Annotated in this window: 14 protein-coding genes; all 14 read left to right on the top strand. The window is 38.2% G+C overall.

What is annotated here, in order from left to right; all coding sequences use genetic code 11:
• Positions 1-48: 48 nt before the first annotated feature.
• The 14 genes from ACFG4S_RS08695 (at position 49) to ACFG4S_RS08630 (ending at position 16,260) form a co-directional block, all read left to right on the top strand.
• On the top strand, positions 49-1,155 hold the full coding sequence (locus tag ACFG4S_RS08695; RefSeq protein ID WP_392534413.1) for an alpha/beta hydrolase: 1,107 nt from the start codon (positions 49-51) through the stop codon (positions 1,153-1,155).
• Positions 1,152-1,922: a thioesterase II family protein gene (locus tag ACFG4S_RS08690; protein WP_392534412.1), complete on the top strand. Its 771-nt coding sequence runs from the start codon at positions 1,152-1,154 to the stop codon at positions 1,920-1,922. The genes ACFG4S_RS08695 and ACFG4S_RS08690 overlap by 4 nt, the downstream gene beginning before the upstream one ends.
• 307 nt (positions 1,923-2,229) lie before the next feature.
• Positions 2,230-2,679, top strand: a complete 450-nt coding sequence (locus ACFG4S_RS08685) for an SRPBCC family protein (protein ID WP_392534411.1) — start codon at positions 2,230-2,232, stop codon at positions 2,677-2,679.
• 259 nt (positions 2,680-2,938) lie between these two features.
• The gene (locus tag ACFG4S_RS08680) at positions 2,939-4,675 is read left to right on the top strand and encodes an FAD-dependent oxidoreductase (RefSeq protein ID WP_392534410.1); all 1,737 of its coding nucleotides are present in this window, start codon (positions 2,939-2,941) and stop codon (positions 4,673-4,675) included.
• Positions 4,676-4,893: 218 nt separating this feature from the next.
• Positions 4,894-5,703, top strand: a complete 810-nt coding sequence (locus ACFG4S_RS08675) for a hypothetical protein (protein WP_392534409.1) — start codon at positions 4,894-4,896, stop codon at positions 5,701-5,703.
• A gap of 393 nt (positions 5,704-6,096) precedes the next feature.
• Positions 6,097-6,711, top strand: a complete 615-nt coding sequence (locus ACFG4S_RS08670) for a hypothetical protein (protein ID WP_392534408.1) — start codon at positions 6,097-6,099, stop codon at positions 6,709-6,711.
• Between the two features lie 324 nt (positions 6,712-7,035).
• Entirely contained in the window at positions 7,036-7,362 is a 327-nt protein-coding gene (locus tag ACFG4S_RS08665; protein WP_392534407.1) for an AMP-binding protein, read from the top strand.
• Complete coding sequence (locus ACFG4S_RS08660) at positions 7,346-7,708, top strand: hypothetical protein (protein ID WP_392534406.1); 363 nt, start codon at positions 7,346-7,348, stop codon at positions 7,706-7,708. Before ACFG4S_RS08665 ends, ACFG4S_RS08660 begins: the two co-directional genes overlap by 17 nt.
• 255 nt (positions 7,709-7,963) lie before the next feature.
• Positions 7,964-8,209, top strand: a complete 246-nt coding sequence (acpP, locus tag ACFG4S_RS08655) for an acyl carrier protein (RefSeq protein WP_392534405.1) — start codon at positions 7,964-7,966, stop codon at positions 8,207-8,209.
• Between the two features lie 9 nt (positions 8,210-8,218).
• The gene (gene fabF / locus ACFG4S_RS08650; protein ID WP_392534404.1) at positions 8,219-9,484 is read left to right on the top strand and encodes a beta-ketoacyl-ACP synthase II; all 1,266 of its coding nucleotides are present in this window, start codon (positions 8,219-8,221) and stop codon (positions 9,482-9,484) included.
• Positions 9,485-9,850: 366 nt separating this feature from the next.
• Positions 9,851-10,870 (top strand): beta-ketoacyl-ACP synthase 3, encoded by a 1,020-nt coding sequence (locus ACFG4S_RS08645; RefSeq protein ID WP_392534403.1) that lies wholly within the window; start codon positions 9,851-9,853, stop codon positions 10,868-10,870.
• Positions 10,871-10,977: 107 nt separating this feature from the next.
• Positions 10,978-12,690: a histidine ammonia-lyase gene (hutH, locus tag ACFG4S_RS08640; RefSeq protein WP_392534402.1), complete on the top strand. Its 1,713-nt coding sequence runs from the start codon at positions 10,978-10,980 to the stop codon at positions 12,688-12,690.
• 171 nt (positions 12,691-12,861) lie between these two features.
• Positions 12,862-14,400, top strand: a complete 1,539-nt coding sequence (locus ACFG4S_RS08635) for a class I adenylate-forming enzyme family protein (RefSeq protein ID WP_392534401.1) — start codon at positions 12,862-12,864, stop codon at positions 14,398-14,400.
• Positions 14,401-14,499: 99 nt separating this feature from the next.
• Positions 14,500-16,260, top strand: a complete 1,761-nt coding sequence (locus ACFG4S_RS08630) for a ScyA-related TPP-binding enzyme (protein ID WP_392534400.1) — start codon at positions 14,500-14,502, stop codon at positions 16,258-16,260.
• Positions 16,261-16,303: the final 43 nt, after the last annotated feature.

Here is a 16,303-nt window from a genome sequence, read left to right as displayed (position 1 = left end):
CCCGAAAACTCACTCCAAAAATCCCATTACTCACCCACCAAAACCAGTATGATATATCTAAATGAACTCAAAGAACTAGTTTTACTCCACAGCCAAGCTCAAGGAATTTCATTTGATTACAGCAAATCCATCCTAGAAAAAATTACTAGCGAAGAAGGAAATCAACCAGGTTCATGGGTTTATGAATGGTCAAAAGATGCACCTGCATTACAAAAAAAAGCCAGATGGTTAGAATCAGCCCAACTATATAACCTAGCTCGTTTCCCCTTCATTAAATCAGCCGCCCACATCGAAGCTCACCAGGCTTGTATCAACTCATTTCAGCAATGGTTACTAACAAAACCAAACACCCAAAAAATAGAAATTAAAACACCACAGGGGACATTTAAAACCTACTTCACTAGTGGCTCAGAGCAAAAAAAACGCCCCTTACTCGTAGTTTGTGGCGGCATAGTTTCCATCAAAGAACAATGGGCTGCCTTTATTGAAAATGCTGATACATTGGGAATGGCGATCGCTCTTGTCGAAATGCCAGGAGTAGGCGAAAACGAGATTGTGTATAGCCCAACCGCATGGAAGATGTTTTCCGCCCTCCTAGATCGCTTAAGCCAGCTAGCAGACGTGAATAACACCTACTTCGTTGCTTTAAGCTTTAGTGGACATATGGCGATTCAAAGTGCGATCGGCGATCGACGCATTCAAGGAATTACAACAGCCAGCGCACCTATTCATGACTTTTTTAGCGATCGACAGTGGTGGAATCAAGTACCCATCACCACAAAACGTACTCTCGCACATCTCATGGGTATTGATATTGAGATCGAAGACTTATTCAGCGCAATTTCACCGATGGCGCTTACCCAAACTCAATTAAAGTCCTTAGCCATTCCATTAAACTATATCTTCAGTCTGCGTGACGAAATCATTCCCATTTCCGAGAAACGTTTTTTACAACAGCATACTTCCAAACTTAACTTGAAAGAGTTCAATGATGTACATGGCTCACCGAATCATATGAAGGAATTTAAATTTTGGATTCTCCTCTCGCTGCTCAAAAACCGACATAGTTTAGCCTTAAAAGCACAACTTTTCCGAACAGTATTATTTATTCTACAAACAAAGCGAATCTTCAAATTGGGAGGGCAAAACGCGTGAATCTTTGGATAAATGAGCCTGTTTCAACAAATCAAAAAACCCACCTTTTTTGTTTTCACTTTGCAGGTGGAGGAGCGTCTTGTTTTAGAGGTTGGGCTGAGTCATTTCAAGAACATAATGTAGAAATATGCTCAGTACAGTTACCTGGACGAGAGAACCGTTTTGGTGAACCTCGCATCACTGATTTTAATACTCTAATTCCAGAACTGTACACCCAGATAAAACAATATCTACACCAACCTTATGCTTTTTATGGACACAGCTTAGGTGCGCTAATCGCTTATGAATTAGCTCATGAATGTCGCAAAAAAGATACAAACCTACCCTTAGTTTTATTTCTAGGCGCTCACCGCGCCCCTCACATTCAGTATCCTCATAACTCTTGCAAGAGTATGAACCTAGAAGAATTTAAATCATTCGTAAATCGATTTGGCGGCATCCCAGAATCGATGTTGCATGATGAGGCTTGGATGAAAGTTTTATTGCCACTAATGCAAGACGACTTCCTCCTATGTGAAAGCTACCAACCGCGCCCAATTGAACCTTTACCTTGCCCAATTTACGCCCTTGGAGGAACATTTGATCCAATGGTTAGCCAACAGGATATCAATGCTTGGGAACAGCATACAACTAAGGAGTTCAGAAGTTATTTCTTTCCAGAAGGACACTTTTATATTAGAAATAAGAACCAAATTACCAAGCTGTTCAATCTGATTCAATCAGGAATTATACACTGGAGCCACAAAGATACATATGAGTTATTCTGATTACCTCAGTTGTCAATAAAATAAAGTATTTTTACAGGTTTATGACATCTGAATCAAGGGGATGATTATTATCATCTGACAGCTTAATTGTCTCTTATCTTCCAAGTCATGTAGAATATAGTCACAACTGCAAAATAAAGTTTTCCGAAATAAAGCAAGTCAATCTCTACGAATTCAATATCAAGATTTGCGGCTGTATGTAGCAAAGCCAACTTCAGCAAATGTTATGTCAAAAAATGCCATTTTTCTGAATACGGCTATATAGACAGATTGGCATTTACACTAATTAGTTTCGAGAGGTATTCAAATGTTTCGTATGCAAATACACACCCAAATAGAAATTCAAGCTTCTGCCCAGGAAGTTTGGCAACAACTTACAGATTTAGCCAGTTATCCTCAGTGGAATCCATTCATTCTTCGGGCAACTGGAAATGTTAGAACTGGAGCTAGATTAAATGTTTTTATTAAGCCCCCTGGTTCTAAAGGCATGACATTCACACCCATAGTTCTGAAAGCAGAGCCACAGAAAGAATTTCGTTGGTTAGGAAAGTTTCTACTTCCTAAACTTTTGGATGCAGAACATGTTTTTTATCTCGAAAAAACTGGAACCAATTCAGTACAGCTTTTTCATAGTGAATTCTTTTCTGGATTGCTAGTACCCTTGTTTAAAAGAAGCTTAGAAGGTAATTCACGGGCTGGTTTTGAAGCAATGAATCAAGCCTTGAAAACCCGTGTAGAGCGAGCATCAACATTATGAGATTTATGCAGGTGCAACTAATACTAACATCATGAATGTAAAACATAAGACAAGATGCTTGATGTTAGTAGTATTGAACTTTAGAAGATTTCCCTAACCATCTTAAAAAGCTTACTATAATTCTCTCCTTTTTAAATATGGTTAGGGAGGATCAAATCTTAACTGAACCTGATTGAAATATAGGAATCCCATTTGAGTCTTGCTAGATATATTTATAAGCCTAGCAACGTTTCAATCAGCTTAAATCTTCAAAATTAAAATGGGATTCCTATATAAAATTTTTCTGCCAACAAAAAATACAGCAAGCTCCTGTGATATTAATGCACAGATTGATGAATTGAATATTCATCTTCCAAAGATATTTGGAAACTCGAAAAAAGCTTACCTAACAAAATTCAAAATACACAACTACTGCCAATTCAATTGGTCAAATACTACTTTGGAGAATAAATCAATGCAACAACTAACAAAGCCCAAAAAAATTGCCATTATTGGAGCAGGTTTCCGAGGTATCACAGCAGCAAAGATTTTTCAAGATGCAGGGATAGAATTTGTTATCCTCGATAAAAATGATGCTACAGGAGGAGTTTGGAGAACCTTTGCTAATCAGTCAAGCTATGTACAAATCCCCGAACCAGAATATCGCTTTGAGATGGATTATCCTAATGGATTACCAAGTGAGTTTACACCTAGAGATGAAATTTTAGCTCATGCTGAACGCTTCATCAATGTACATGGGATTGCTAAACATATCATCTTCAAATCAGAAGTTTTCTCCATAGAAGATATTTCCAATAGCAAATACCGCGTGCATTACAAACACGATAATGGTAACAAATCATTAGAAGTAGATGGCATTTACTATGCTGGCGGTAGACTGCATAAACGGCGTACAGTTCACTTCCCTGGAGAAGAAAATTTTCAAGGCTTAATTCGCTACGGACTTTCAGATGATATGCCTATTTCCGAATACCGTGGTAAAAAAGTTGCAATTATCGGTTGCGGTGCTTTTGCGATGGAAAATGCTCGGACTGCGCTGCTTAACGGCGCCACGCATGTCACTATCATCGCCAAGACAATAAATATAGTTTTACCGCGTATGGTAATGTTTTGGCTCAACTCTATGAGACTAGCTCCTGTAGCTCCTCTATTAAAAATGAGTTGGAAAATGTATGATTGGGCTGGAACTAATTTTATGAAAGAAAACTTGGATGGTTTTTCTATTAACCAAAGAACTGTTCCCATCATTTCAGATTTTATTTTCTTAGCACATAAAGTAGGTAAAGCTGAATTTAAAAAAGGCAGTATTGACTTTATAGATAGCAATAGTGTCATCACTAGTGATGGTAGTCAAGTTGAGGCAGATATTATTCTCAAGTGCGTGGGCTTTGAAGGACAAATGGATGTTTTCAAACAAGTTTATCCTCCATTTGAGGCAGTAAATTGGATTTGGGTTAACAAAAAAACTAATTTCGTTTTAGATCAAGATCCTGAGTTTGGTATGACTACGAAAGCAACTAAGCTGATGACAAGCGGCAGTACATTATTACTGACAAAGATAGCAGCCAGAGTGTTTGCTATGAGCTTAATTAATCCAAGTAAATTTGAGCAAATTATACCTCTACTCCCAACAAGTGAAAATGCCGGATATAACATTTCTTATCACATGGGTTCACTCTCAAAATTACTAGTTGCTAATAAAGATATCAAGAAATTTCTTCTACGGACATCTGCGAAAAAATCAAAATCGATGATAGAAAAAGGAGGAAATGGTAAATACCTTGAGTTTTGCAAACGTGAATGGAAACAGCAATGTGAGGCTTTGGGAGTCGAGGAAGTAGAGTATCCATTCTTGTTCCCGTGGTGGATACTAGTGTGGGAAAATTGGCAGCAGTTAGTGAATAGATTCTTTCTTGCAGTCTTCCCAGAGCCAAATATCGTGACAGATATTCAATCTGAAGATGTTGAATGGTCTTTCATTAACGCTGAGTCCTGATTTTGCAGTTAACTTCGATTTTGAATAAAGATTAAGCTGGTAGCTTTATTTGTACCGTAATGTACTATTTTCATACCAATACATTTCAGTTAAGCAGAGTTTTAGTTTTGGTTAAGAAATTAAAATTAATGTACATAAACTTCAATTTTAAACATTAACTGGACTGTATTGGTTTGGCACAGCTTAATAGTATAAAATCGAGCTAAACATTTACTCTGTTGGAGCTTAAATCAATGAGAATCTTAAATAAACTATCAATGCTTACTGTAGAAGTAGCATTATTATCTGTAGGAATTACTAATGCAGCTCAAGCAGCATCTTTCGTATCAACAGATCAATTACAAGATAGAGAAGGTAATTCTAGACTTGGTTTTCTCATTCCATTTCCATCAAGATTTCAACAGGTTTATGATGCTTCACAGTTTGGTTCTGCACCTATAGAAATCTCTCAACTTGCTTTGCGTCCTGATGAGTCAAACACAACACCTTTTGACTTTACAATTGGAGATATCCAATTTTACTTTTCCACAACAACACGAAATCCTGATGCGTTAAGCAGTGTTTTTGAAGAGAACATTGGCGCGAACTATACAAAAGTTTTTGATGGAGAATGGAAAGCAAGTTCTCAAAATATTGGACTCGCCGGTTCGCCAAAAAACTTTGATATTGTTCTCAATTTCACAAAACCATTTATCTACGATCCTAGAGAAGGTAACTTATTACTAGAGTACAAAAAGTTTACACCTGAAATTACAGGTAACAGGTTTGATAGCGAGTTTGTCTTGGGAGATTCTGTATCTACAGTGATTGCTGCCGGTGATGCTAATGCTGTCAATGCTAATCCAAAATTTAGTTCTACTCTTGGATTGGTGACACAATTTAAAGTCACTCCTATTCCCGAACCTTCATCTTTTCTAGCTAGTATATTAGTTGCAAGTTTTTTCGGTATTAGCAACTTAAAAACTCATCGCTCACAACAAAAAAAAGAAATTCAGGCACTGCTTTTTAGTTATAAAGCAGAAATCTAATTTAGACTCTTGAGAGTGTTAAGTAGATAGGCATAATTAAATATAAAATAAAATCCTAGTTCGTAGTGAGCGATTCATCGCTTCTCCAGGATTGTAAGGACTTTAGTCCTTACTACAAACTTTAATTTATTTATGCCTAATCTCTTATTAGTCAGTGAGTGCCATTTTCCTCATAACGACAACTATCTTATTACACCTCAAAGGTTGTCAAAATAATCTGTTTGATAAATAACTTGCAACTATTTGCTAAGCCTCTACATTTCAACTCCAATCAGCTATTGTTGAATTAGCATCTAAAGTTTTGCACTTACCCCTGAGTACACATTGAAGTAAAGTTCGGGGTTGCATAGCCAAGCAGACTAAAGCTAATAGCTGAGCGAAGAAATACATTTATTGGCGGATGAAAAAGGTGGTACAAGATATAAGCCTCCACAAACCCTTTTTTTATCTTCCAACATCAGAAATAAACACATTAAAATTAAAAACCTCAAATCCTTACTAGGCAAGGTTTATACAATGTGTTTCTTAAAAGTTAATCCAACTACATCATTCCACAGGTTAAAAGTTATGTCTCCATCAATTGCAATTCCAATTCCAATTAAGTCTGTATCAACTCAAATCGGAACTTCTGAAATTATGTCTATCTCAACTCCAATTAAGTCTGCATCAACTCAAATCGGAAGTCCTGAAATTCAGAAGGGCTTCAATCTTCTTGGATTAAATGTATCTGAATTCGAGTTAAATGAGCTTCAACATGGTAATACCATTTCACTAGAAAGTAGACGGTTAAGTGAAATTGGTTCAGTTCTTATACTTGCAGAAGCTATTTCATCATTGAATTCAGTCAAAAATATTACGTTACAAGACTTACCAAAAGTTATGACAGAATCTTTAGGTTGTTCAGGAATTCCCGTCCATCGTTGGAATGATGATACATTTGGCAAATGTTATCTTCTTTTAACTTTAGAAGATGGCAAACCTGCATTTAAGATATCATCACAAAAATAGTGTATTTCCTAAGTATTCCAGATATTTTCTGGGTAAATAGAAGATTATATTACCCAGGAAAATTTCATCCTTTTTGGATTAATTGTCTACTTGCTGAAATCAAGTGATTTTGTAGCATAGCGGTTCATTAAAATTAGTCCTTTTTAGATGATTTAACAATGAATAGTCAACATTTATCAATGTTTGAGTTAGGGTTTAAATCCTAACTCAAACAAGCCAGGTAATAATCATGTTAGTTATTTGTAAAATCCTCAACAAATTGTAAATCAATAAATTACTTTTTTTCAGATTTTTATGTAATATTTGGAGGAATCAAACACTCATATGTTGACTAAAATATTAACTGAGACTGCATTGAATTATCCTCAAAAGACAGCAATTGTCTATCAAAAGATTAAAATCAGCTATCAAGAGCTTTACTCTGAAATTATAAGTTTCACTGAGGAGTTAAATTCAATTGGTATTGTGAGAGGAGATTGTGTTGCAATTTTCTTACCTAATTATCCAGAATTTTTGATTAGTTTTTACGCGATCGCCTTTTTAAATGCCATTGTTCTTCCCCTCAATCATTTGTCTAAAATAGAAGAAATTTATTCTGCCTTTGTCTCATCTTCACACCTTAGAAAACTGTTTATTGCCGGCTATTTGTAATGGCTCAACCTTGGTCATACTGGAGCCATTTATCCAAAATGTTGTACCAGTAGAGATGCCATTTGTCTTCCAAGATTACAAGGTAGATCTGATAGAGGTAGAGAATATTTTGATTAAGCACCCAAAAGTGAAAGAAGCTCTCGTTTTTGGTATTAAAGGTGTTTACCCTGGTGAACTAGTCAAAGCTCTTATTGTCCTAAAAGAATCAGAACAGTGTGATGAACAAGAGATTTTTTCTTATTGTCAAGAACGATTAGCAGAATTCCAAATTCCTAAAATTGTGGAATTTTGTGATAAAATTCCTAATAAATATCTAAAAACAGTTCTGGTAAAATCTTTCATTTAGTTAATTAAATATAGAGTAACAGAAAATATATCTATCCCTGAGTTATTAAATAATTCAGGGATATTTTATATAAAATCTTAATTTTAGGAAGAAAGAATATCAATCAAAATATATTTAATTATGTCTAATATATCTCCTCATTTTTCAAACAAAACTCCATTGCAACTATATTTTAATAGACTTATATTATAAGTGTTCTCATCCAATTTTTTTTCTGAATAAATATTTCAATCTATCAAACACAAGAGGTTATTTATGACCCAACAAGATATATTTAACAAGGTTCAAGCTGTTGTTGCCGCAGAATTAGTAAATGAACAACAAAAAATTACCCTAGATGCTAATCTTACTCAAGATTTAGGAGCTGATTATTTAGACTTGATCGCAATGTTCCAAATATTAGAAGATACTTTCGATACAAAAATTCCTCATCAGGAAGCAAATCAGCTTGTAACGGTACAACAAATCGTTAATTACATCAATCAGAAAGTTTTTATTTGAGTTTTAGTTATGATTAGCAAAAATATCCGGCGGGTTGTAGTTACAGGTATGGGAGCTATTACCCCATTAGGAAATACCGTCAAAGAATATTGGGAAGGATTGATTGCAGGACGGAGTGGAATTGATTTGATTACCCAATTTGATGCTTCTTTGCATACTTGTAGAATTGCAGGTGAAGTTAAAGACTTTAACCCTTATGATTATCTAGAACGCAAAGATGTTAAGCATATATCTCGTTTTGCTCAATTTGGAGTCTCTGCAAGTTTTCAAGCGATCGCCGATGCTGGTTTTGAAATTAATGACTCTAATGCTACTCAAGTGGGTGTTATTGTGGGCAACGGTATGGGCGGCCTCTATACTGTAGAGGAACAAGAGAAAATTTACCTGACTCACGGGCCTAAACGCTGTAGTCCTTTTACAGTGCCGATGACAATAGCTAATATGGCATCTGGATTAATAGCAATTTACACTGGAGCCAAAGGTCCAAATTTTTGCACTGTTTCGGCTTGTGCTGCGGGAGGGAATGCTATTGGAGAAGCTTTTCGTTCAATTCAGTTAGGTCATGCTATAGCAATGATTTGTGGTGGTACAGAGGCAGTGATTACACCTCTATCGATAGCTGCATTCGGTTCTGCCAAAACGCTATCAACCACGAATGAAGAACCCACCCGTGCTTCTCGTCCATTCGATCGCGATCGCAATGGTTTTGTGATGGGAGAAGGCGCAGGTATTTTATTCTTAGAGGATTTAGAACACGCTCTTGGTCGTAGAGCTAAAATCTATGCAGAGATTGTTGGTTATGGTTTGACTTGCGATGCTTATCACATGACTGCTCCAACTCCTAGCGGAGAGGGAGCGATGAGAGCTATGGAACTAGCTTTAAAAGATGGTGGCGTGTTCCCTAACGAAGTAAGTTATATCAATGCTCACGGTACTAGCACCTCAGCTAATGATGCCATAGAAACTTTAGCGATTAAAAAAGCTCTTGGCGATCGCGCCTTCCAAATTCCCATTAGTTCCACAAAATCAATGACTGGTCATCTTTTGGGCGCTTCTGGAGGCATCGAAGCTGTTGCTACTGTCAAAACTGTGGCTCTTGATTTAATCCCACCAACAATTAATCTAGAGCAGCCAGATCCAAAGTGTGACTTGGATTATGTTCCTCACAAAAGCCGAAGTCAAAGGGTAGATGTTGCTCTTTCTAACTCTTTTGGCTTTGGAGGTCATAATGTCTCTTTAGCTTTTAAAAAATTTGAGTTAGGAGTTCAGAGTTAGGAGTTAGTAGGGTATGTTATGCCTTAGGCTAACGCTCCATCCTAGATTTTAGACGGGTTAGGACTAATACCAATGTAAGTACAAGAAAGAAGAAAGAAAAACGAACCACAAAGGACACAAAGAAAGAAGTTAAAAGGGTTTGGTGCAGTTCATAAATAAATGGTAAGCTGTTAGGCATTTAATTTGTACATTTACCTGATGACTGTTAACTGTTAACCATTAACCGTCAACAGTTAGCAGTCAACGACCATCAAGACTGTTTATATACTTTAGACACGCATCAGCTTATAACGTCTATAACGCACCTTACAAAATTAAACAGAATCAAAGATTTAAGTTAGAAAAAATAATTAGTAATTAAAGCAGATGAAATCCTTAGTAAGACAAGGTGTTGTTCTAACAGGGACTGGCTCTGCGGTTCCACATCAGTGCTTAGATAATCATCAACTTAACCAAATGGTAGTTACTTCTGATGATTGGATTAAATCTCGCACAGGAATCCACCATCGCCATCTTCTTCCACCCAAGAATTCCCTCACAACTATGGCTACTGAAGCTGCTCAAAAAGCCATAGCAATGGCAGGTATAGCAGCACAAGACATAGATTTAATTATTTTAGCTACATCTACTCCTGATGATTTGTTTGGTAATGCTAGTCAAATTCAAGCTCGGCTCGGAGCTACTCAAGCTGTAGCTTTTGATTTAACAGCAGCCTGTTCTGGTTTTGTTTTTGGTTTAGTAACTGCTGCCCAATTTATGCGGACTGGGACTTATGAAAATGTTCTTCTCATTGGCGCTGAAGTTCTTTCAAGATGGGTAGATTGGTCTGACCGACGTACTTGCATCTTGTTTGGTGATGGAGCAGGAGCAGTGGTTTTACAAGCAAGTGAATATGATTGTCTCCTTGGTTTTCAACTTCATACTGATGGCACGCAAAGTCAGCATTTGAAATTACAATTTCAGGAAGAAGAGAAAGTACTTGTTGATAATATCAGCGTTGGACAAGGTACATATAAACCTATTTCAATGAATGGACAAGAAGTTTATCGATTTGCTGTTCAAAAAGTCCCTGAAGTTATTGAAAAGGCACTATTTAGGGCAGGTCTTGATGTTAAACAAGTAGACTGGTTGTTGATGCATCAGGCTAATCAGCGAATTTTAGACGCTGTGGCTGAACGTTTAGGAATTCCTGATAAAAAAATCATTAGTAATTTAGCAAATTACGGAAATACTTCTGCTGCTTCAATTCCTTTGGCTTTGGATGAAGCTGTTCGCCGAGGACAAATTAAAGCACATGATGTTATCGCTTTCGCTGGCTTTGGAGCAGGACTTTCTTGGGGTGCTGCAATTTTTGAGTGGGGTTCTTTGGATGATTTCAAGAATTAATCTGATTCGAGATTTATTGTTATGCAAATTTCTCTTCATCATCTAGCCAAAATCAAGAGAAATTTGTCTTTTGCAATGTCCATATTACCAGTTAAAATAACTCGCGTATGAAGAATCTAACATCTCTACAACAGAACATAACACGTTCTTGGCAAATACCTTTTACTAACAGTTCAGACTCAATTGTAACTGTAGGCGATCGCAGTCTCACAATCGACGAGGTTGTAAGTGTTGCCCGTCATGGCACACAAGTACGTTTAACTGATAATGTCAATGTCATTCGGGGTGTTCAAGCATCTTGTGATTACATTAATAATGCAGTCGAAAATGCACAGCCAATTTATGGTGTAACATCTGGCTTTGGCGGTATGGCGGATGTTGTTATATCTCGCGAACAAGCAGGGGAACTTCAGACCAATTTAATTTGGTTTTTAAAATCGGGTGCAGGAAACAGATTGCCGTTAGCAGATGTACGTGCAGCTATGCTCTTACGTGCAAACTCACATTTGTATGGTGCGTCTGGCATCCGTCTCCAACTAATTCAGCGGATTGAAAGTTTCCTCAATGCTGGCGTTACACCCCATGTCTATGAATTTGGTTCCATCGGTGCTAGTGGTGATTTGGTGCCATTATCCTACATTACTGGGGCATTAATTGGTCTAGATCCTAGCTTTAAAGTTGACTTCGACGGTAAAGAAATGGATGCCGTTACAGCCTTGTCTCGGTTGAATTTGCCAAAGTTGCAATTGCAACCGAAAGAAGGTTTAGCAATGATGAATGGCACTTCAGTCATGACAGGTATTGCAGCTAATTGTGTTTATGATGCGAAAGTTTTACTCGCTCTTGCAATGGGTGTACACGCCTTAGCCATCCAAGGTTTATACGGAACGAATCAATCCTTTCATCCGTTTATTCATCAGTGCAAACCACATCCCGGTCAACTATGGACAGCAGATCAAATGTTTTCCCTGCTGAAAGATTCATATTTAGTTCGTGAAGAGTTAGATGGTAAGCACGAATACCGTGGTAAAGACTTGATACAGGATCGTTATTCTCTGCGTTGTCTTGCACAGTTCATCGGGCCAATCGTTGATGGATTATCGGAGATTAGCAAGCAAATCGAAGTAGAGATGAACTCAGTTACTGATAACCCACTGATTGATGTCGAGAACCAAGCAAGTTATCACGGCGGTAATTTTCTCGGACAGTATGTTGGTGTGACAATGGATCGCCTACGTTATTACATCGGGCTATTGGCCAAACACATCGATGTGCAGATTGCACTGCTTGTCTCGCCTGAGTTTAGCAACGGCTTACCACCTTCTTTAGTTGGTAATAGCGATCGCAAAGTCAATATGGGACTCAAAGGTTTACAAATCAGTGGAAACTCGATTATGCCACTATTGAGCTTCTATGGAAATTCCTTAGCCGATCGCTTTCCTACCCACGCCGAGCAATTTAATCAAAATATCAACAGTCAAGGCTATATTTCCGCAAATTTGACACGTCGTTCCGTAGACATCTTTCAGAATTATATGGCGATCGCGCTCATGTTTGGAGTTCAAGCTGTTGACCTCCGCACATATAAAATGACAGGTCATTATGACGCACGTACATGCCTCTCCCCTAGTACTGTGCAGTTATACACAGCAGTCTGCGAAGTAGTTGGAAAACGACCAACACCTCTGCGTCCCTACATTTGGAACGACAATGAGCAGTCCTTAGATGAGCATATTGCCCGGATTTCAGCTGATATCGCTGCTGGCGGTTTAATTGTACAAGCAGTTGACCATATTTTTTCAAACTTAAAGTCAATATAATTCGTAACTTTGTGTTGCTGAATCAGAGTATGAATTGACATTTTTCGATATAAATACTCCCTTCTTTCTTTGCGTCTTTGCGCCTTTGCGTGAGACTAATTCATCCTTCCATCAGCAACACCAAATTTTTTAACTACAAACTACGAATTAAGACACCAAGGAGATTAAATAATGAATATTGCCCAAAACCTAGAGCTTAGTTGCTACCTTTTTCCCAATAAACCTGCCTTAATATTTGAAGAACAATGTTTAACTTACCAAGACCTTAATGAAATGGTAAATCGTGTTGCTAACGGTTTACGCGATTTAGGTATTAGGCGTAAAGATCGTATAGCTTTATTTTTGCCAAATATTCCAGAATTTGTGATTTCTTATCTTGGCATTCTGAAAATTGGCGCCATCGCTGTCTCTATCAATATCATGCTCAAAACCGATGAAGTGAGATACATTCTCAACGATTGTGCTGCCAAAGCAATTATTACAACAGAGTCACAAACGGAGTATATTCAAAAGCCAGACTTACCGGAACTCCAACATATTTTAATTGCCGAAGGTAGAGCCAATAAAGGTATTAGCCTAACACAATTGATGACAAAATCTTCTCCTGAGGCACGCGCCGTTGAAATGAATCGTGATGCTCCGGCGAGTATCCTTTATACATCAGGCACAACAGGCTTTCCCAAAGGTGCTACACTTTCTCACGGCAATATTCTTTTTAATAGCTACTGTGCGAATTGTTGTTATCGGATTCAAAAGAGCGATCGCTTATTACTTTTTCTACCTTTATCCCATTGTTTTGGACAAAATGCGATTCTAAATGCTGGTATTTCTGGCTGTTCAACGATTGTATTGCAACGAAGATTTGACCTAGACCAAGTTCTAAAAACTATCACTCAACATCAAATAACAATGTTGTTTGGGGTGCCGACAGTATTTATTAAACTGTTGAATATGGATACTTCTAGCTATAACCTCAAAAGCATTCGTTATTACTTTTCAGCAGCAGCACCTATGCCCTCACAAATAGCACAACTTTGGTATCAAAAGTTTGGAATTGTTATTCATGAAGGGTATGGTCTAACTGAAACATCACCATTTGCCAGTTATAACCACAACTTCAACTACAAACTAGGAAGTGTTGGAACTCCTATCGCAAATGTAGAAATGAAGGTTGTCGATGGTGATGGTAATCAGGTAGAAATAGGCGAATTAGGTGAGATAGCGATTAAGGGTTCCAATGTGATGCTTGGTTATTGGAATCGCCCTTTTGAAACCGCAGAAGTGATTAAAAATGGTTGGTTACATACTGGTGACATTGGTCGCATGGATGAAGACGGTTTTTTCTACATTTTTGACCGTTTAAAAGACATGATTATTGTTTCTGGATTTAAGATATATCCGACAGAAATTGAAAATGTTATTTATCAACATCCGGTAGTTGCTGAAGTAGCTGTATATGGCGTTACCGATCCTCTTAAAGGCGAGATTGTCAAAGCAAACATTATTCTCAAAACTGGTCACACAATCACAGAAGAAAAAATTATTGATTTTTGCTATGAGAGGATGGCAGCTTATAAGGTTCCTCATGCAATCAACTTTGTAAATTCAATTCCCAAAAACTCGACTGGTAAAGTGCTAAAGCGAGTTTTACGTCACGAATCAACATCTATTATTGCTGAAAAAAGGCAGGAATTAGGAGTTAGAAGTTAGAAGTAGAGACCCGATTAAGCGTCTTTACAAGAGTTAGGATTTTTATCTTACTCATACTCTCAAGTTCATCCAATTTTTGTAGAATTAAAAAAGGCGATCGTGAACCTAGAAACAATTACAAAAACCTTAAATTTATTGGAGCTGTTGCAGAGAAATACTGCTATCCAATCGAATCGATTATCAGTTGAACAAACAAGCGATTTAACTGTTGCAGCAGCTTTAGTAAAGACCCTGGAAAATTTGGGAGTCCGCTATGCTTTTGGTCTGTTCGGAGGCGGAATCACACCCTTTATCGCTAGCCTAGAGCAAAGCTCAATCAAGGTACTGCAATTTCGTCATGAAGCCGGAGCTGCATTCGCAGCTATTGAATCATACTTTGCTAGCGGACATCCCGTTGTAGTGTTTAGCACAACCGGACCAGGTATTACTAATGCCTTGACTGGGCTGTTTGCTGCTCGTTGGGAAGGAGCAAAAGTTATTTTCGTATCCCCTTGCACCTCTGCAACGCAGCGCGGACGCTGGGCTTTTCAAGAAACGAGTCACTACACAATGTCTAATACAGGGATTTTTACTTCAGGCACATTATTTCATTATGCGACCACTGTTGAATGCAACTCGGAACTCCCAGAAATTACTCGTAGGCTGGCATTAGGTATAGGAAAATTAGGTGGCTTTGTCGCCCATATTAGTATTCCCAGAACCATCCAGACAAGTTTGTTAACAACACCATTACCCCATGTGAATTTCGCACCAACTCTGGTGACTGCTGGGGAAGATACTGTCAGCAAATGTTTACAACTGCTATGTGAAGCGCCGTTTGCCATTTGGGTTGGTTTCGGTGCTAGAGATGCAGCTTTAGAAATCCGCCAACTTGCTGAGAGAACCGGAGCCGCTGTGATGTCATCAGCTCGTGGTAAAGGTATATTCCCTGAAGATCATCCTCAGTTTGTCGGTGTGACTGGCTTCGGCGGACAAAATTCTGTTCTCAGATATATGCAGGAACAGTGTCCTTTGCGCGTACTGGTTTTAGGAACTAAATTAGGTGAATTTACTTCATTTTGGAACCCAATTATGGTTCCTTCACGGGGGTTTGTTCATGTGGATATCGACCCAGAAGTACCGGGAGCGGCTTATCCATATGCAGAGACATTCTCCGTTCAGTCTGATATTGGAGCTTTTGTCAGGTCTATACTGAAGTATTTTCCAGAAATCTCTCGTTCTTCACCAGTGTTACCCCTACCCCATCCTGAACGCGAAGTAATCAAGCCCCATATTGAGGGTTTGGTACGCCCTGAATTTTTGATGGATGCCATTCAAAGGGTAATTGTCGAAAAAAGCGATGCAATCATCATGACCGAGGCTGGTAACTCCTTTGCTTGGGGAACAAATATGCTGCGATTTACTGCACCAGGACGTTATCGAGTAAGTACTGGATTTGGTTCAATGGGACATGCTGGTACGGGTATTTTAGGTGCCGCACTGGCCCGAAATCGTAAAGCTGTGGCCATTCTCGGTGATGGTGCCATGCTGATGAACAACGAAATTAGTACCGCTGTTAAACACAAAATTCCTGCTGTCTGGATTGTACTTAATGATGCACGTTACAACATGTGCGACCAAGGTATGAATATGGAGGGATTTCACGGTGTCGATGCAAAGATTCCCAGCCTAGATTTTGTGATGATTGCTCGTGCTATGGGAGCCGATGGTATTCGTGTAAATAAGGAGTGCGATCTAGAAGCGGCTTTAGAAAAAGCACTAACCTTGAGTATCCCATTTGTTGTTGATGTGATTATCGATCCGACTCGTCCAGCACCCATTGGTAGTAGGATTAACAGTCTTATTTCTCATGGAAAGTAATATTTTGGGCATTGGTCATTTGTCATTGGTTTTTCCCCCGTGT

The sequence above is a fragment of the Nostoc sp. C117 genome, assembly GCF_043099735.1.
Classification (GTDB): Bacteria; Cyanobacteriota; Cyanobacteriia; order Cyanobacteriales; family Nostocaceae; genus Nostoc.
Note: the sequence above shows the minus strand (reverse complement) of the source record. Positions and strands in the feature narration are given on the sequence as shown.

Coding starts and splice junctions, on each gene's coding strand:
- ACFG4S_RS08665 (WP_392534407.1), top strand. CDS start 7,036: ATGTTGACTAAAATATTAACTGAGACTGCATTGAATTATCCTCAAAAG.
- hutH (WP_392534402.1), top strand. CDS start 10,978: ATGAAGAATCTAACATCTCTACAACAGAACATAACACGTTCTTGGCAA.
- ACFG4S_RS08680 (WP_392534410.1), top strand. CDS start 2,939: ATGGGATTCCTATATAAAATTTTTCTGCCAACAAAAAATACAGCAAGC.
- ACFG4S_RS08635 (WP_392534401.1), top strand. CDS start 12,862: ATGAATATTGCCCAAAACCTAGAGCTTAGTTGCTACCTTTTTCCCAAT.
- acpP (WP_392534405.1), top strand. CDS start 7,964: ATGACCCAACAAGATATATTTAACAAGGTTCAAGCTGTTGTTGCCGCA.
- ACFG4S_RS08645 (WP_392534403.1), top strand. CDS start 9,851: ATGAAATCCTTAGTAAGACAAGGTGTTGTTCTAACAGGGACTGGCTCT.
- fabF (WP_392534404.1), top strand. CDS start 8,219: ATGATTAGCAAAAATATCCGGCGGGTTGTAGTTACAGGTATGGGAGCT.
- ACFG4S_RS08695 (WP_392534413.1), top strand. CDS start 49: ATGATATATCTAAATGAACTCAAAGAACTAGTTTTACTCCACAGCCAA.
- ACFG4S_RS08685 (WP_392534411.1), top strand. CDS start 2,230: ATGTTTCGTATGCAAATACACACCCAAATAGAAATTCAAGCTTCTGCC.